This is a genomic window from Pseudomonas anuradhapurensis (assembly GCF_014269225.2).
Lineage (GTDB): Bacteria > Pseudomonadota > Gammaproteobacteria > Pseudomonadales > Pseudomonadaceae > Aquipseudomonas > Aquipseudomonas anuradhapurensis.
This window is the reverse complement of record NZ_CP077097.1, coordinates 3,806,993-3,823,996: the sequence shown is the minus strand read 5'-3', so window position 1 is coordinate 3,823,996 and position 17,004 is coordinate 3,806,993. Positions and strand designations below refer to the sequence as shown.

Annotated in this window: 18 protein-coding genes; 9 read left to right on the top strand and 9 right to left on the bottom strand. The window is 64.0% G+C overall.

All coding sequences use genetic code 11. The features are described from left to right. Positions 1–145: 145 nt before the first annotated feature. From HU763_RS17610 to HU763_RS17600, 3 genes are read right to left on the bottom strand one after another with little or no spacing between them, the layout of a single operon-like run. The gene (locus tag HU763_RS17610; protein WP_186688530.1) at positions 146–418 is read right to left on the bottom strand and encodes a hypothetical protein; all 273 of its coding nucleotides are present in this window, start codon (positions 416–418) and stop codon (positions 146–148) included. Positions 419–469: 51 nt separating this feature from the next. Then, positions 470–784 (bottom strand): addiction module antidote protein, encoded by a 315-nt coding sequence (locus HU763_RS17605; protein WP_186688533.1) that lies wholly within the window; start codon positions 782–784, stop codon positions 470–472. Beyond that, complete coding sequence (locus HU763_RS17600; protein WP_186688536.1) at positions 777–1,079, bottom strand: type II toxin-antitoxin system RelE/ParE family toxin; 303 nt, start codon at positions 1,077–1,079, stop codon at positions 777–779. The genes HU763_RS17605 and HU763_RS17600 overlap by 8 nt, the downstream gene beginning before the upstream one ends. A gap of 175 nt (positions 1,080–1,254) precedes the next feature. Between HU763_RS17600 and HU763_RS17595 the strand changes: the two genes are divergently transcribed. Both HU763_RS17595 and HU763_RS17590 read left to right on the top strand, forming a co-directional pair. Next, positions 1,255–1,650 (top strand): transcriptional regulator, encoded by a 396-nt coding sequence (locus tag HU763_RS17595; protein ID WP_186688539.1) that lies wholly within the window; start codon positions 1,255–1,257, stop codon positions 1,648–1,650. A gap of 106 nt (positions 1,651–1,756) precedes the next feature. Beyond that, positions 1,757–2,683, top strand: a complete 927-nt coding sequence (locus HU763_RS17590) for a DMT family transporter (protein ID WP_186688541.1) — start codon at positions 1,757–1,759, stop codon at positions 2,681–2,683. A 60-nt stretch (positions 2,684–2,743) separates the two neighbouring features. On the opposite strand, the gene HU763_RS17585 is transcribed toward HU763_RS17590, so the two are convergent. Further along, positions 2,744–3,913, bottom strand: coding sequence for an MFS transporter (locus tag HU763_RS17585; protein ID WP_186688543.1), 1,170 nt, complete (start codon positions 3,911–3,913; stop codon positions 2,744–2,746). Positions 3,914–4,018: 105 nt separating this feature from the next. Between HU763_RS17585 and ptrR the strand changes: the two genes are divergently transcribed. Further along, complete coding sequence (gene ptrR / locus HU763_RS17580; RefSeq protein WP_186688545.1) at positions 4,019–4,912, top strand: putrescine utilization regulator PtrR; 894 nt, start codon at positions 4,019–4,021, stop codon at positions 4,910–4,912. 124 nt (positions 4,913–5,036) lie between these two features. Next, positions 5,037–5,165 (top strand): PA1414 family protein, encoded by a 129-nt coding sequence (locus tag HU763_RS24860; protein ID WP_009683677.1) that lies wholly within the window; start codon positions 5,037–5,039, stop codon positions 5,163–5,165. Between the two features lie 101 nt (positions 5,166–5,266). Here the strand turns inward: HU763_RS24860 and HU763_RS17575 are convergent, their stop codons facing one another. After that, positions 5,267–6,646 (bottom strand): sodium:solute symporter family protein, encoded by a 1,380-nt coding sequence (locus HU763_RS17575; RefSeq protein ID WP_170031295.1) that lies wholly within the window; start codon positions 6,644–6,646, stop codon positions 5,267–5,269. A gap of 189 nt (positions 6,647–6,835) precedes the next feature. Further along, positions 6,836–7,786, bottom strand: coding sequence for an agmatinase (gene speB / locus HU763_RS17570; protein ID WP_186688547.1), 951 nt, complete (start codon positions 7,784–7,786; stop codon positions 6,836–6,838). Between the two features lie 217 nt (positions 7,787–8,003). Between speB and HU763_RS17565 the strand changes: the two genes are divergently transcribed. From HU763_RS17565 to HU763_RS17555, 3 genes are all read left to right on the top strand, one after another. Then, on the top strand, positions 8,004–8,897 hold the full coding sequence (locus HU763_RS17565) for a LysR family transcriptional regulator (RefSeq protein ID WP_186676283.1): 894 nt from the start codon (positions 8,004–8,006) through the stop codon (positions 8,895–8,897). 138 nt (positions 8,898–9,035) lie between these two features. Further along, positions 9,036–10,601 (top strand): methyl-accepting chemotaxis protein, encoded by a 1,566-nt coding sequence (locus tag HU763_RS17560; protein ID WP_186688549.1) that lies wholly within the window; start codon positions 9,036–9,038, stop codon positions 10,599–10,601. A gap of 64 nt (positions 10,602–10,665) precedes the next feature. Beyond that, the gene (locus HU763_RS17555; protein ID WP_186688552.1) at positions 10,666–11,265 is read left to right on the top strand and encodes a tRNA-uridine aminocarboxypropyltransferase; all 600 of its coding nucleotides are present in this window, start codon (positions 10,666–10,668) and stop codon (positions 11,263–11,265) included. A 40-nt stretch (positions 11,266–11,305) separates the two neighbouring features. Here HU763_RS17555 and HU763_RS17550 read toward each other — a convergent pair whose 3' ends face one another. From HU763_RS17550 to HU763_RS17540, 3 genes are all read right to left on the bottom strand, one after another. Further along, positions 11,306–12,664: a TolC family outer membrane protein gene (locus tag HU763_RS17550; RefSeq protein ID WP_170031287.1), complete on the bottom strand. Its 1,359-nt coding sequence runs from the start codon at positions 12,662–12,664 to the stop codon at positions 11,306–11,308. Positions 12,665–12,975: 311 nt separating this feature from the next. Then, complete coding sequence (locus tag HU763_RS17545; protein WP_186688555.1) at positions 12,976–13,341, bottom strand: YbaN family protein; 366 nt, start codon at positions 13,339–13,341, stop codon at positions 12,976–12,978. A gap of 7 nt (positions 13,342–13,348) precedes the next feature. Further along, complete coding sequence (locus tag HU763_RS17540) at positions 13,349–13,936, bottom strand: YecA/YgfB family protein (RefSeq protein WP_186688557.1); 588 nt, start codon at positions 13,934–13,936, stop codon at positions 13,349–13,351. A gap of 244 nt (positions 13,937–14,180) precedes the next feature. On the opposite strand from HU763_RS17540, the gene recQ reads away from it, so the two are divergent. Together recQ and HU763_RS17530 are read left to right on the top strand one after the other, a co-directional pair. Then, positions 14,181–16,328: a DNA helicase RecQ gene (gene recQ, locus HU763_RS17535; protein ID WP_186688560.1), complete on the top strand. Its 2,148-nt coding sequence runs from the start codon at positions 14,181–14,183 to the stop codon at positions 16,326–16,328. A gap of 147 nt (positions 16,329–16,475) precedes the next feature. Continuing rightward, a complete protein-coding gene (locus HU763_RS17530) occupies positions 16,476–16,913 on the top strand; it encodes a MarR family transcriptional regulator (protein WP_170031279.1) in 438 nt (145 codons plus the stop codon). Positions 16,914–17,004 lie beyond the last annotated feature (91 nt).

The following is a 17,004-nucleotide window of genomic DNA, read 5'->3' as shown; positions in this document are numbered from 1 at the left end:
GTTCTTTGTAGGAGCGGCCTTGCGTCGCGAAAGGGCTGCGCAGCAGCCCCAAGATTCCCACACTGACGCATCCATCCGGGGGCCGCTTTGCGGCCCTTTCGCGACGCCAGGCCGCTCCTATAGGGCGCACGCCGGCGGCAAGTGGTCAGTCAGCCTTGTTCTCTGCCGCTTTCAGCTCCTTGATCCGCTTGTCGATCAGCTGACACTTGTCGGGCAAGTCCTTGCTCGCCGTTCCAAGCTCCATTCTTTGCAGCTCGTCATTGATCTCCTTGGCCTTCTGCGGATTCTGCTCGGTCAGCTGGGTAACCAACCCGGCCAGCTCTTCACGTTTCTGCGTCGCTTCCTCCGGCGTGCAGGCCCAGACGGGCAGGGCGCAGAACAGGGCTATGGCGCAGGCAATGGGCAGCAGCGGTTTCATCCTTTATACCTCCGGCGGTGGTGATGCCCGGTGGAGGCATGGGCCTTGCCGTTAGTTCAACGGCCTTGACCGATGGCCCGCGAGGTGAGGCTGCGCCGTCATGTCTATGCCCAGCGCCTTCATCACAGTCAGAAATGATTTCAGAGTCGGGTTGCCATGCTCACTGAAGGACCGATAGAGCTGCTCGCGCGACAGGCCGGTTTCTTTCGCCAGCTCGCTCATGCCTTTTGCACGAGCCACCACGCCTACAGCCTTGGCGACATAGCCGGCATCCCCGGTCTCGAGTGCGTCGGTCATGAACTGCGCGATCGCTTCAGGGGTAGTGAGGTACTGGGCGGGGTCGAATTCAGAGAAGGTTTCAGTCATTTTGCATCCTCCACGAACGCAGAATCTGGTGGGCTGTCTTGATGTCTCGCTGTTGGCTGCCTTTGTCGCCGCCGCAAAGCAGAATGACAAACGTGCTGCCAGCCTGATGGAAGTACACCCGGTAGCCAGGCCCATAGTGAACCCTGAGCTCACTGACGCCGTGGCCGACCGGTGATACGTCGCCAGGCAGGCCCTCCATCAACCGGTTGATCCGAGAAATGATTCGGGTCCTGGCATTAACGTCTCGGAGACCCGTCACCCAATGTCTGAAACTGCTGGATTCGATTTTCTTCATCGAGTTAATGTAGTTTATAAACTACAGATGGCTATACGGCAAACGGTTTCTGCCTGTTTCCGTATCAGCGGCTTCAGGGTTGGCACATCACCGCGCCAAGATCTTCGGAACACCACGGCTCACCGACGGGTCCCACCTTGTGTACCCCTTCCGTCCACAGCAGGAGCCCATAGCCATGAGCATCGCCTACGACTGGGACCTGATCGAACGCTTGCTGCACGAGGTGCAGAACGGCGCCGGTCACAGCTTCACGCCACGCCCTTATGCCGAGCAGCACGCTGCGGCACTGGCCGCCAAGGGAGAGCCGGTGGGCGACCTGGACCACCGTAAAACCCGTGCCTGCGAATACGAAAAGCTGCTGTTCGAACGTGGCTACATCGAAAGCCGCCCCGAAGAGGATGGCGGCAACGGTGAGAACTTCGTGCTGACCGAACGCGGTTCGCGGCTGATGAGCCTGATCGACAGCAGCATCCCTGGCTTCGAGCACCCGCGCCAGGTGCTGGACGAGCAGGAGGATGCGCTGGACGAAACCACCTTCGAACAGGTGTCGGCGAAGGCGCAGATTGCCTGAGGTCGTTTTGAGGCTGGCAAGGGCAGCCCTGGAAACCCGATAATCGGTAGCTTCCGAACACTGCCGAGCCCTTGCCCATGCCCATGATTACCCCGAAGGCCCGCCGATGAGCGCGGTCCGCAAGAACCCCGACGCCTTTGCCTTGCAGGTGATGCTGGGGCTGTGCCTGATCTGGGGCTGCCAGCAGGTGCTGATCAAGACCGCCGCTGTCGATATCGCGCCGGTGATGCAGGCGGCGCTGCGCAACGGTATTGCCGCCGTGCTGGTAGGGCTGATGCTGTGCTGGCGCGGCGGTTGGGGCCAACTCGGCGGTACCTGGCGTGCCGGGGTGTTGGCAGGTGGCTTGTTCGGCCTCGAGTTTCTGTTCATTGCCGAAGGGCTGAAGCTGACTTCGGCGGCGCACATGTCGGTGTTCCTCTATACCGCGCCGGTGTTCACTGCCTTGGGCCTGCATTTCCGCCTGCCCAGCGAACGCCTGCGGTTGCTGCAATGGCTGGGCATTCTGTTGGCTTTCGGCGGCATCGCCACGGCATTCGCCGGCGGCATGTCGTTCGAGCAGATGGATGGCCGTACCTTGCTGGGGGATGCCTTTGGCGTGATTGCCGGCCTGGCCTGGGGGGCGACCACCGTGGTGGTGCGCTGCTCGCGGCTGTCGGAAGCGCCCGCCACCCTGACCCTGTTCTACCAACTGGCGGTGGGCTTTGCCGGGCTGCTGCTGATTGCCTTGCTCAGCGGGCAGATCGGTGCGGTGGTATTGACCCCGCTGGCAATCGGCAGCGTGCTGTTCCAGGGCATCGTGGTGTCGTTCATCAGTTACCTGACATGGTTCTGGTTGCTGCGCAAATACCTGGCGTCGAACCTGGCGGTATTTTCGTTCATTACCCCGCTGTTCGGGGTCACCTTTGGCGTGCTGCTGCTGGATGAGCCGTTGAGCATGAACTTCGTGATCGGGGCGTTGATGGTGCTGCTGGGAGTGGTCCTGGTGAGTGCCGAGCCGTGGGTGAAACAGCAACTGCGGCGGTTTGTCGGTTGATTTGGCGCCGTTGCCGGCCTGTTCGCAGATGAAACGAACAGGCCAGTACGGTAACAGCTATCAGGATGTGATCCTGGCCTGGCAGGCATTGTCCTGCTGTGCATTACCCGCCAGTTGCACTAGTCCACCGGCCACCACCAGCCCAGCCGCCGCCAGCATCAGCGCGGGTTGCAGCCCGCCACTGTAATGGCTGCTCAGCGCCGCCAGCAGCGGCCCGCTCAACTGCCCCAGGGCAAAGCACGCCGTCAGCAACCCGGCATTGCGCTGTGTCGCGTGCGGCGCCAGCTCTCGCGAACGTTGCATCACCAACTGCATGCAAGCCAGGAATGGCGCGCCACACAGCACCACGCCCAAGGCCAGCCCGACACCCCCGCCAATCAGGCAGGCCAGCACACCCAACCCTTGCAACCACAGGGTGACGGTCAACCAGGTCGAAGTACGCCCGCCGCGGCGCAGGCTCACCAGCAGCACACCCAGCGCCGCCGCCAGGCCGAACGCCGGCCAGAACAGGTCGGCCAGCCACTGCCCGTGAAACTGCTGGCTGGCCATTTGCGACAGGAAGGTGGCCGGCAGGATGTAACCCACGCCATACAGGGCATACACCAGCCCCAGGCGGCCGATACCGACACGCCGTTGCCGGCCCTGCTGCACAGGCGGTGCGGGCGCTGCCTGCAGTGCCTGGGGTAGCCAGGGCCTGATCGCCAGCAGCATCAGCAGTGCCGCCATGGCATAGATCAGCCACAGCGCTGCCGAGCCCAGCCCCAGCCGATGTGCCAGCAGTGCCAGCAAGCCGGTCAGCGCGATGCCCAGGCCGGGCCCGGCGAATACCAGCGCACCCAGGCGCTGGCGGTTATGGGCATTAGCCAGTTGCTGGCTGAGGCTGGTGATCATCACCAGCACCCAGGCGCTGGCCACGCCCGTACCGAAGCGCAGCAGCAGGTGACCGTAGAAGCCGTCGGCAGCCGACGAGGCCAGGGTCAGTACCACGCACAGCCACAGCCCACCCTGCAGGCGCAGGCGCACCTGGCCAGGCGCGCGGGCGAACATCGCATCGAGCGCGCCGAGGAAGTAGCCCAGGTAGTTGGCCGCGGCCACCAGCCCGGCCGCCGTCAGGTCGAACTGACCCTCGGCGATCAGCTGCGGCAGCTGCGGGGTCAGGGCGAAACGGCCAATGCCCATGGCCATCATCAGCGCCACGGCGCTGGCCAGCAGTTGAATGAGTGGCGACATCACAGGTCTCCTGCACGGTGGAAGCGATGACCGGCAGGTTAGGGCGGTTTAATTTTCAATAAAATTGAATAATGATGATAAAGTTGTTCTGTTTTGGAGAATGCCGTGGAATTCAACCAGCTGCGTATCTTCCAGGCCGTGGCCGAGGAGGGCTCGCTCACCCGCGCCGCAGAGCGCCTGCACCGCGTGCCGTCGAACCTGTCGACGCGCTTGCGCCAGCTTGAAGAACACCTGGGTGTCGAGCTGTTCCTGCGTGAACGCCAGCGCCTGCAGCTGTCGCCAGCGGGCAAGGTGCTGCTGGACTACGCCCAGCGTCTGGCCGCCTTGCGCGACGAGGCCCAGGCTGCCGTGCGCGGCGGCCAGCCAGCCGGGGATTTTGTGCTGGGGACCATGTACAGCACGGCGGCGACGCATCTGCCGGGGCTCTTGGCGCGTTATCACCAGGCCTATCCAGCGGTGAACCTGCAGGTGCGTGCGGCGCCCAGTGGCGAGCTGCTGGAGGGCCTGCTCAACCACAGCCTGGACGCCGCGCTGGTAGATGGCCCTCCAAGCCTGGCCGGGCTGGATGGCGTGCCGCTGTGCGACGAGCAACTGGTGCTGATCACCAGCCCCGAGCACCCGCCGGTGCACACGGCCCGGGACGTGGCGAGCAAGGCGGTGTTCACCTTCCGCCAGGGCTGTTCGTACCGTATGCGCCTGGAGGCCTGGTATGCCCATGCCCATACGCCGATGGGCCGGGTGATGGAGATCGAGTCGTACCAAAGCATGCTGTCCTGCGTGATCGCCGGTGCGGGGGTGGCGCTGATGGCCCAGTCGATGCTTGATAGCCTGCCCGGGCGTGACCGGGTGCGAGTGCACCGCTTGCAGGCGCCGTTCGATCAGGCGGTCACCTGGTTGATGTGGCGCCAGGGCATGCGCGGGGCGAATTTGCAGGCGTGGATCGACTTGCAACAAAGCGAAACGATTAACCAGTCGTCGGAATGCCCCGTTACGGCTTGATCCGTATCAAAATGGCCCGTATCTGTAGGCACAGAGGCATGCGTTATACAGAACATGGGGCTATGATCTGTATGAAACATCGCAGGATTGAATTGCCGTGAGGCTGACCCGTCAAGGGGGCATTATGAATAAACCACTGTCCAACTGGCTCCACGACCTGGCTGTCGCCTTGGGGCTGATCCCGCCACCCCTGCAGCCGGTACCGATCCCGACTGATGAAGAGCAGCGCAAGCGCCAACCGCGTCGTCGCTGATACAGACAAAGGCCGCTGCACCTGGGTGGGTGCAGCGGCCTTCTTGTATCTGCTCCATGGATAACGCCTGTCCCGACGCCAGGGCCGGTACAGGCGGTCGATCAGGCCAGCTTCACCGCCGTCACTGCTTTGCGCGACAGCAGGCTCACCAGCACGAAGCTCACCAGGCCAACCACCAGGCTGTAGTAGATCGGGGTGTTGGCCTCCAGGCCGTCCAGGAACATGAACAGCAACGCGGTGGCAAAGCCCAGCGACATGCTGGCGATGGCCCCGGCGGTGGTCGCGCGCTTCCAGAAGATCGCCCCGATCAGCGGGATCAGCATGCCGCCGACCAGCAGGTTGTAGGCCAGGGTCAGGGCGCTGATCACGTCGTTCACCACCAGCGCGATGCCCAGCACCACCAGGCCGGTGAGCAGGGTGAACAGGCGGCTGACGGCCAGGCTCGATTGTTTGCCGCCACGCAGCTTGGGCAGCAAGTCTTCGGTCAGGGTGGTCGACGCGGCCAGCAGGCCGGCACTCGCGGTGGACATCATCGCCGCCAGCGCTGCCGCCATCAGCAAGCCACGGATGCCATCGGGCAGGGTGGTCTTGATCATTTCGGCAAAGGCGTTGTTCGGGTTGGCCAGGTCAGGCATCAGCACATGCGCGGCCATGCCGATGGTGGCGCAGGCCAGGCCGTACAGCACGCAGTACACACCCGCGGTGGTGCCGGCACGCTGGCAGACCTTCTCGTCACGGGCAGTGAATACCCGCTGCCAGATGTCCTGGCCGATGAGGATGCCGAAGAAGTAGATCAGGAAGTAGGTGATGATGGTGTCCCAGCCAATGGTGGTCAGCTGGAAGCTGGCCGCCGGCAGCTTGGCCACCAGGGTGTCCCAGCCACCGGCCTTGTACAGGCACACCGGCAGCAGGATGAACATCAGGCCGACGGTCTTGATCACGAACTGCACGATGTCGGTCAGGGTCAGCGACCACATGCCGCCGATGGTGGAATACAGCACCACCACACCGCCGCCGAGCAGCAGCGAGGCCCAGAACGGCAGGTCCAGCAGCACTTGCAACACGGTGGCCATGGCCAAGGTCGAGGTCACGCCGATCATCAGCGCATAAGCCAGCATGATCACCGCGCTGGCCTGGCGTGCAGTGGGGTTGTAGCGCTGTTCCAGCACCTGGGTCACGGTGAAGATGCGCAGGCGCAGCAGGGGTTTGGCCAGGAACAGGTTCAGCGCGATGATACCCAGGCCCAGGGCGGCACACAGCCAGAAGCCGGAAATGCCGTGCACATAGCCCAGGCGTACGGTGCCAACGGTGGAGGCGCCACCGAGCACGGTGGTGGCCATGGTACCCATGTACAGCACCGGGCCGAGGTTGCGCCCGGCAACCAAGTAGTCTTCGTGGGTTTTCGCGCGGCGCATGCCATACCAGCCAAGCCCGAGCATGCCGGCGGTGTAGATCATTACAACAATGATGTCCAAGGCCATTGGGGGTCTCCCGATTATCTTTATTATGGCGAGATCGACCACCCGGGCGGGTTCACGGCGCCCGGCGGTCCTGTCGTGTGTTGGCGGGCCTCAGTGGCCCTCCCTCATGGCTCCTGCCGGGGGTGTAGCAACTACTGCGGGCGCTTTTGGTAGGCGCGACACAAGGCCGCTCCTACCAAGGGCCGTCGTTTACCGGCGGACAACGCCCGGTAGCACGCAGAGCATCTCGAACAGCAGGTTGGCACCGAGCAGCGAGGTGTTGCCGGTGGTGTCGTAAGGCGGGGAGACTTCGACCAGGTCACAACCGATCAGGTCCAGGCCGTGGCAGCCGCGAATGATCTCCATCGCCTGGATGGTGGTCAAGCCGCCGATTTCCGGGGTGCCGGTGCCAGGCGCCCAGGCCGGGTCGATGCCGTCGATGTCGAACGACAGGTACACCGGGCCACCGCCGACCTTTTCCCGCACTTCGGCCATCAGCGGTACCAGCGACTTGTGCCAGCACTCTTCGGCCTGGACCACGCGAAAGCCCTGGCGACGGCTCCAGTTGAAATCATCGGCGGTGTAGCCCTGGGCGCGCAGGCCGATCTGCACCACACGCTCGCAATCGAGCAGGCCTTCTTCCACGGCCCGGCGGAAGGTGGTGCCGTGGGCGATCTTTTCGCCGAACATGTGGTCGTTGACGTCGGCGTGGGCGTCGATGTGCACCAGGCCGATCTTGCCGTGCTTCTTGTGCAGCGCACGCAGGATCGGCAGGGTGATGGTGTGGTCGCCGCCCAGGGTCAGCGGGATGATGTCGTGTTCGAGGATCTCGTCATACGCTTCTTCGATGATGCGCACGGCGTCCAGCAGGTTGAAGGTGTTGATCGCCACGTCACCGATGTCGGCCACCGACAGCGAGTCGAACGGGGCAGCCCCGGTAGCCATGTTGTACGGGCGGATCATCACCGATTCGGCGCGGATCTGCCGTGGGCCGAAGCGGGTGCCGGAGCGCAGCGAAGTACCGATGTCCAAGGGGACGCCGATGAAAGCGGCGTCCAGGCCTTGGGCACTCTGCAGGTGGGGAAGGCGAAGCATGGTGGCGATGCCGCCGAAACGCGGCATTTCGTTGCCGCCCAGTGGTTGGTGGAGAATCTTGTCCACGGTGGGCCTCATCAGTCGGTCGATTGTTCTGTTTGTTCGAACCTGTGCCGCCGCACGCCTGTTGCTTGACGGCGGGCAGGGACATTTCGGCCAAGTCTGCTGAAGGTACTGTCGGGGACAAATCGCTGCCGGCAAATACTTAGTTCAGGAATTTCTGAACTAAACGCGGGCGCAGCGGTTAGACTGCGCGAAAACACTGTTGTGGAACTGCTGCCCCATGGCCTCGACCTTGCCCGACCTGAAACTGCTGCGCATCTTCGTCAGCGTGGTGCGCCACCAGGGTTTCGCCAACGCCCAGCGCGAGCTGAACCTGTCGACCTCGGCCATCAGTACCTACATGAGCCAGCTGGAAGGCGCCTTGGGCATCGTCCTGTGCCACCGGGGCCGTGGCGGCTTCAGCCTCACCAGCAAGGGCGAGCTGTTCCACCAGGAAACCCTGCGCCTGCTGGCCGAGCTGGACGGTTTCGAACAGTACGCCGCTGCCCTCAAGGGCGAATTGCGCGGCACGCTCAACCTTGGCGTGATCGACTCCACCGTCGGCGACCGCGCCTTGCCACTGGCCGAAGCTATCGGTGCCTACAGCCAGGAACACCCGGCGGTGCACCTGCACCTGTCGGTGTCCAGCCCTTACGAACTGCAGCTGGGCGTGCAGGACAACCGCCTGGACCTGGCCATCGGGGCGTTTTCCTCGCGCATGAGCGGGCTGCTGTATCAACCGCTGTACCGCGAACAGCACTGGTTGTACTGCAGCAGCCGCCACCCGCTGTATGGCGAGCGGCGAATCCCCGAGCAGGTGGTGACCCAGCAACGCATGGTCGGGCGCGGCTACTGGAGCCAGGCCGAGCTGGCCCGGCATGGCTTCAAGCACAGCGCGGCGACGGTGGAGAGCATGGAAGCGCAGCTGATCCTGATTCTTTCCGGGGCCTACATCGGCTACCTGCCCGAGCACTATGCCCAGGCTTGGGTCGACAAGGGTGACCTGCGCGTGCTGTCGCCTGCCACCTTCGGCTACCAGGCGCCGTTTTCGTTGATCATCCGCCGCGGGCGCAGCCGCGAGCCGTTGATCCAGACCTTCCGCGACCTGTTGAAAAGCCAGCTCAACGTGGGCTGATAAACACGGCGTTCATAACATTCCGTCGGGATGCCCTAATTTCCTGCAGATGCAGGCCGCTAAACTGATAGCGCTCTGCTACATATCAACTTGCGCTGATGATTTTCCCACTAAATTATCCTGCAAGGATCGCCCAAGATGCGCATGAATTTGCCCGTCACTGAGCTCGAAAGAACTTTCTCCAGCGATCAACGCCTGATTTCCACCACCGACCTCAACAGCCGCATCACCTATTGCAACGACGCCTTCGTGGCGATCAGCGGTTTCACCTATGACGAGCTGGTCGGCCAACCGCATAACCTGGTGCGTCACCCAGACATGCCGCCGGCAGTGTTCGGCCATATGTGGGACACCATCAAGCAGGGCAAGCCGTGGATGGGCGTGGTCAAGAACCGGGCGAAGAACGGCGATTTCTACTGGGTCAGCGCGTATGTCACGGCGATCTACGAGCAGGGCCGCATCAGTGGCTACGAGTCGGTGCGCTCGGTGCCCACGCGCGAGCAGATCCGCCGCGCCGAAGCGTTGTATGCACGCTTGCGGGCCGGCCGTGCGCCGGTGCCGTGGGCGGCCCGGCTGGGGCATGGGCTGGGCCACGGCTGGCCGTTGATCGGTGCTGGCCTGCTGTCGGCGGCAGGCTACCTGTGGCTGCCGCCTTATGCCGCGCTGGGCGTGCTGATGGCCAGCCTGCTGCTGGCCTGGTACCTGGTCGAGCTGCGCCAGAACCAGGCCATTCGCCGTACTTTGGCCGAACACCCCAAGGCCTTCACCAGCCCGCTGGTGGCGCTGACCTACAGCGACAATCCAGGCCTGCAGGGCCAGCTCGACCTGGCCATCATCAGCGAGGAAGCGCGCCTGCAAACCGCCCTGACCCGCCTGGTCGACGCCGGCGTCGGGGTGAAGTCGCGAGCCGCGCAGTCGGCTGGCCTGTCCGATGCCCAGGCGCAGATGCTCGACCGTCAGCGCAACGAGACCGACCAGTCCGCCACCGCCATCGCGCAGATGGCGGCGACCATCCAGCAAGTCACCCACAACGTGCAGAGCACGGCCCATGCCGCCGGCGATGCAGACCAGCTGGCGCAGCAGGGCAGCGAGCTGGCGCTGCAGAGCTTGAAGGCCATGGGCAGCATGAGCGATGCGGTGAACGACATCGGCCAGGCGGTCAATGCTCTGGCCGAACAGACCCAGTCGATCGGCAGCGTGGTCGATGTGATTACCTCGATCGCCGAGCAGACCAACCTGCTGGCGCTCAATGCGGCCATCGAGGCGGCCCGCGCCGGCGAGCAGGGGCGTGGCTTTGCCGTGGTGGCGGATGAAGTGCGTTCGCTGGCCCAGCGTACCCGCGCGTCGACCGAGGAGATCCACCAGATCATCGCCTCGTTGCGTGCCGGGGCCGAGCGGGCGGTGAGCACTGCCAGCCGTGGCGAACAGATTTCCCGCGACAGCGTGCACAGTGTCGAGGCGGTGCAGGCAGCGTTGAGCGGTATTGCCCAGGCGGTCAGCCGGATCACTGGCATGAGCCAGCAGATGGCGACTGCGTCGGAGCAACAAAGCCATGTCGCCGAGGACATCAATCAGCAGATCGTGAGGATTGCTCACCTGTGCGACGAGAGCGCCGGGCAGGCCAGGCAAGGCGCGGAAATCAGCCAGGACCTGGAGCGCATGGCCGAGTACCTGCACAGCCTGGCCGAGCGCTTCAACCGCTGAGCTGGCCGGGGCCGCTTTGCCGGCCCCGGGTTTGTGGCAAACTGCTCCGGCCAAGGAGAACCCCATGCCCAGACCCCGCTGCGAGCGCTGCCAGCGCCCGTTCGACCATTGCCTCTGCCCACTGATCCCGGCACTCGACAGCCGCACCCGCGTCGTCCTGCTGCAGCACCGCAGTGAAACCAACCATGCGCTCAACACCGCCCGCCTGGCTGCCCTAGGCCTGACCAATGCCGAGTTACGGGTCGGCGAGGTGTTCGATGACCTGCACGCGCTGCTGGCCACGCCCGGCTATCGGCCGGCGCTGTTGTTCCCGGGCGATCAGGCCCAGGTGCCGGCGCCTTATGACCAGGCGCACGACGAACCCTTGCTGCTGATCGTGCCTGACGGTACCTGGCGCAAGGCGCGCAAGCTGTTGTACCTGAACCCGCTGCTGGAGGCGTTGCCGAGGGTGACGCTGGGGGCTGTTGCGCCGTCGCGCTATCGGTTGCGCAAGGCGCCGGAGGCGGGGGCGTTGTCGACCATCGAGGCGGTGGTGGGGGCATTGAATGCGCTGGAACAGCCGGCCTGCTTCGACGCGCTGCTGGCGCCGTTCGAGGCGTTGATCGAGGGGCAGATCAAGGCCATGGGTGTCGAGACATACCAGCGTAACCACGGTACCGAGTGAAACTGGGGGCCGCAAAGCGGCCCCGGCAATCGCAAACCGATCAACGCATCTCGGGCAAACGCGCCTCGGTGGTCACTTCGGTAGAAGCCAGCGCCTCCGGCGGCAGCGAAATGCGTTGCTTGCTCAACAGCTCGCCCATGGTCGCCAGCACGCGGTAACGCGAGAATTCCTCGGTATAACGCACTTCGGTGTAGCGGCGGTCGGCATTGTACAGCTCGTTTTCACTGTCCAGTACGTCCAGCAGGGTACGCTGGCCCAGGCCGAACTGGTCCTGGTAGGCGGCACGCACGCGCTTGGTCGTTTCGGCGTATTCACGTGCGGTCGGCAGCTGCTTGCTGGCGTTGTTCATGGCGTTCCACGCCAGGCTCAGGTTCTCGGTCAGCTCACGCAGGGCGTTGTTGCGGATGTCCAGGGCCTGGTTGATCTTGTGCGCGTCGGACTGCAGGCGAGCCTTGTCGCTGCCGCCGCGGAACAGGTTGTAGTTCATCTCCACGCCGGCCTGCCAGTCGTTGTTGTTGTGGCCTTTTTCGCCGCCGGTGTTGTTGTTGGCACCGGTGGCCAGGATGGCGTCGAAGCGTGGGTAGAAGGTCGACTTGGCCACTTCGTACTGCTTCTCGGCAGCGTTGACATCTGCCTGAGCCGACTTGATGTACGGGTTGTTCTGGCGCATGCCCTCGCGTGCTTCCTCGAGGTTGGCGGGCATTGCCACCTTGATCGACGGCGGGGCTTCCAGCTCGTCCGGCATGCGCCCGACCACGCTGAAGAAGTTGGCCTCGGCGTCGGCCAGGTCGACTTCCGCGGTGTCCAGGTTGTTTTCCGCCAGGGCGCGACGTGCGCGGGACTGGTCGAGGTCGGCGGTGCTGCCGACACCGCGTTCGTTGCGCAGGCCGATCTGGTCGTTGACCCGCAGGTGGGCTTGCAGGTTGTTCTTGGCCAGGGTGACCAGCTCACGGCGCTTGAGCACTTCCAGGTACACCTCGACTGCACGCAGGGCAACATCCTGCGCTACGGCCTGGGTGTAGTAGGCGCGAGAGGTCGAGACCGCTTCGGTGCGGCCGACTTCATTGGAAGTGTTGAAGCCGTCGAAGATCATCTGCCGCAGGCGCAGCTCGGACTGGGTGTAGTTGAGGGTTTCCTTGTTGTGGTTGCCCTGGGCACGGGTGCTGGTGTTGTCCGAACGCTGGCGGCCATAGCCAGCGACCAGATCCACGGAAGGGTAGTAGCCACCACGCGCAAATTTCACATCTTCATCGGCCGACAGCTTGCTGTTGCGGTTGGAGCTGATTTGCGGATGGTAGTCCACGGCGTTTTGGACAGCCTCGGTGATCGACATCGCCTGTACGTTGGCACTCGCCAGGGCCAACAGTAACGCACTGGTGATGGGGTTCAAAACGCGCATGGTACATCTCCCTGATCCTGGAATTGATCCTGCTGCTCGCCAAAAAAATGACGAAAAAGTTATCGGACATAGTGTTGCAGGTTTTTAACGACACAGCTAAGTACATTCATCATGATAAATAAGAAGATTTATTCATATCAAAAAGCCATGTAAGGCCTGTTCAATCTAAAAAACAGGTGTACGTGCACGTTTCAAGGCGCCGAGGCAAGGCGTTAAAGCCAGTAAATACGGGGCTTTGCGCGGGTTCCAGAATGATTTCGGATAAATAAAACAGCCGCTAGGCGAAATTGATATTTGGCGACAAAATATTGTCACTTCGGCTTGCGGAGGGTCTTCTGGCTGAGGATGTACAGGCTGACCAATACGGCGCTGGCCAGCATGAAGCTGCGAGCCCAGAACAGGGGGACCAGGTAGCATGACAGGCCGATACTGGCCCACATCAGGCCGATGGCGTAGAGCTTGCCCTTGAGGGGAATGCCTTCACCACTGAGGTAGTCGCGAATCCACGGCCCGAGCTTGGGGTGGTGGACCAGCCAGTGGTGAAAGCGCGGCGAGCTGCGGGCAAAGCAGGCCGCCGCCAGAAGCAGGAATGGGGTGGTCGGCAATACCGGCAGGAAGATCCCCAACACCCCCAGCGCGACGCTGAGCCAGCCGGTGGCCAGCAGCACGTAGCGCACAGGCGACTCAGTGGTGGCGAGGCTTGAGCAGCGCCGGCTTTTCGTCAGGTGCGTGCAGCAGCAGGAACAGCGCCGTCAGCGCTTCAGGGATCTGTACGATCATGTCGTCCTGCAGGTTGGGGTTGCTGGCGATGTCGGCGAACTCTGGCTGCTCGTCGAACAGGCCCGAGCCGACCATGATCGGCAGCAGCATCTCGCTGACTTCTTCTTCGGCGTTCTCGAACCAGGCCTCTTCACGCAGGAACACGCCTTCCATGAAGCCGATGCACCAGCCGCGCAGGTCGGAATCGTCCGGCTCGTCGGTCAGGTCGAGTTCGCACGGCAGCTCGAACTCGTCGTCACTGGCCAGCTGGCGGGCGATGTGCGCCTTGAGCGCCACCAGGGTGGCTTCGATTTCGGTGCGCTGGGCCTCGCTGGCGTAATGCGGTTCTTCGGCGAACAGGGCGTCGATCCACTCGCGCTCCGGCACCTCCTCAGCGTTGATCGACAAGGCGGTGAGGTAGCCGTGGGCGGCGACGTAGTCCAGCGCTTCTTCGTGCAGCTCGTCGGCGTCGAGGAAGGTTTGCAGGCGGGTCAGTTGCTCGGCGAAGGACATTACGGGGCTACCTTGGGAATAAACGATAACGAATTCTAGCACCTTGCGGCGGCGGCGGGGGAAAGGGAACGTCTATCACCGTGTGCCCTGCGCGGTGCAGTGCTGCGGTATACTCCGCGATTTTTCATCCAGGGGCAGGTTTTGCCGGCTGCCTGGCAAAAACCGCTTACGCATTTGGCGTGTGCGGGGCGGGTTTTTCGTCCAGCCTGTGTCCAGGATGGTACGGCGATTTGTGGAGTTGCACATGCTCGAACAGGCTCAGCGCGTTCTCAAGGACGTCTTCGGCTACGACAGTTTCCGCGGGCGCCAGGCAGCGATCATCGACTGCGTGGCCAATGGCGGCGATGCCCTGGTGCTGATGCCCACCGGTGGCGGCAAGTCGTTGTGTTTCCAGGTACCGGGTTTGCTGCGTCCGGGCCTGACGGTGGTGGTCTCGCCGCTGATCGCGCTGATGGACGACCAGGTTGCCACGCTCGATGAACTGGGGGTGCCGGCCGCCGCCCTGAACTCCACGCTGACCCCGGAGCAGCAGCGTGAACTGGCCGGGCGCCTGCGCCGCGGCGAAGTGAAAATGCTGTACCTGGCGCCGGAGCGCCTGGTGCAACCACGCATGCTCGACTTCCTGCGCGACCTGGACATCGCCTTGTTCGCCATCGACGAAGCCCACTGCGTGTCGCAATGGGGGCACGACTTCCGCCCCGAGTACCTGCAACTTGGCCAGCTGGCCGAGCTGTTCCCGCATGTGCCGCGCATCGCCCTCACCGCCACGGCCGACATGCGCACCCGCGAAGAGATCGTGCAGCGCCTGCACCTGCAAGGTGCCGAGCGCTTCCTGTCGAGCTTCGACCGGCCCAACATCTTCTACCGCATCGTGCCCAAGGAGGCGCCGCGCAAGCAGCTGATGGCCTTCCTCGGCGAACGCCGTGGCAACGCCGGCATCGTCTATTGCCTGTCGCGCAAGAAGGTCGACGAAACCGCCGCCTTCCTCTGCGACCAGGGCTTCCCGGCGCTGCCTTATCACGCTGGCCTGCCTGCCGAGACGCGCGCGGCCAACCAGCACCGGTTCCTCAACGAGGAGGGGCTGATCATGGTCGCCACCATTGCCTTCGGCATGGGTATCGACAAGCCCAACGTGCGCTTCGTCGCCCACCTCGACCTGCCCAAGTCGCTGGAGGCGTACTACCAGGAGACCGGCCGTGCCGGGCGTGACGGCCTGCCGTCCGATGCCTGGATGGCCTACGGCCTGCAGGACATGGTGATGCTCAAGCAGATGCTGCAGAACTCCGAAGGCGACGAGCGCCACAAGCGCATCGAGCAGCACAAGCTCGACGCCATGCTGGCGCTGTGCGAAGAAACCCGCTGCCGGCGCCAGGCACTGCTGGCCTATTTCGATGAAACCCTCGAACAGCCGTGCGGGCACTGCGACAACTGTGTCGACCAGGTGCAGACCTGGGACGCCACCGAGCCGGCTCGCCAGGCGCTGTCGGCAGTGTTCCGCACCGGACAGCGCTACGGTGTCGGCCACCTGGTCGACGTGCTGCTGGGCAAGGACACCGAGAAGGTACGCAATTTCGGCCATGAGAAGCTCTCGGTGTTTGGCGTCGGCAAGGGCCTGGCCGAGGTCGAATGGCGTTCGCTGTTCCGCCAGTTGGTGGCGCGTGGCCTGGTCGATATCGACCTGGAAGGCTATGGCGGCCTGCGCCTGTCCGACAGCTGCCGGCCGCTGCTGCGTGGCGAAGTGACCTTGCAGCTGCGCCGCGACCTCAAGCCGCAGACCAGCGCCAGGACTTCGTCGTCCGGCGGTGGCAGCCCGGCCAGCCAACTGGTGCGTGCCGAGGAGCGCGAACTGTGGGAGGCGCTGCGCACCTTGCGGCGCAAGCTGGCCGAGGAACACAGCGTGCCGCCCTACGTCATCTTCCCCGATTCGACGCTGCTGGAGATGTTGCGCAGCCAGCCGGTCAGCCTCAGCGACATGGCCCAGGTCAGCGGCGTGGGGGCGCGCAAGCTGGAGCGTTATGGCCAGGCCTTCCTCGAAGTGCTGAACAACAGCGGCGGCACCGACGAGGCGCCGAAAGTGGTGCTCGACCTGCGCCACGAACTGGTCAGCCTGGCCCGCGCCGGCATGACCCCGGCGCAGATCGCCGGGCAGCTCGATTGCAGCGAAAAGAACGTCTACAGCCTGCTGGCCGAGGCACTTGGCCGCCAGGAGCTGAGCCTGGAACAGGCCCTGGACCTGCCGGAAGACCTGATGATGGAGGTGCAGGATGCCTTCCTCGACGGCGAGGGCGAGCTGCCACCGGTGTCGGCCGTTGCGCCGTTGTTCGGTGGCCGCGTGCCCGAAGGCGTGCTGTATTGCGTACGGGCGGCACTGGCGGCGGAGTTCGAGCTGTGACCGGCGCCAGGCTCGACGGCAGTGCCCTCTACTGACCTTTGTCATGTTTTTGCACGATAATCGGCCAGTCACCAGGGCCCGAGCCTTGCCTCGTGGAGCGGGCCATGGTTAGCTGCCTAATAATTAGATCTGTTCAATGAGTTGCTTATGCCCTTGACCGACAATCAACACCGCTTCGGCATGCAGCTGGCCCAGATGTCCCGGGGTTGGCGTGCCGAGCTGGACCGCCGCCTGGCCGGGCTCAACCTGTCCCAGGCGCGTTGGCTGGTGTTGCTGCACCTGGCCCGTTTCGAAGAGGCCCCGACCCAGCGCGAGCTGGCCCAGAGCGTGGGTGTCGAAGGCCCGACCCTGGCGCGCCTGCTCGACAGCCTGGAGGCGCAGGGGCTGGTGCGCCGGCAGGCGGTGCTGGAGGACCGGCGAGCGAAGAAGATCGTGCTGTGCCCGCCGGCCAAGCCGCTGATCGACCAGATCGAGACCATTGCCAACCAGCTGCGGGTGGAGCTGTTCACCGGGGTGGATGAGGCGGACCTGCAGGTGTGCATGCGGGTGCATGCCAGGATCCTGGCCAACCTGGAGAAATCCTGAGGGGCCCTGGGGCCGCTTTGCGGCCCATCGCGACACAAGGCCGCTCCTACAGGGATCGCGAACTCCTGTAGGAGCGGCCTTGTGTCGCGAT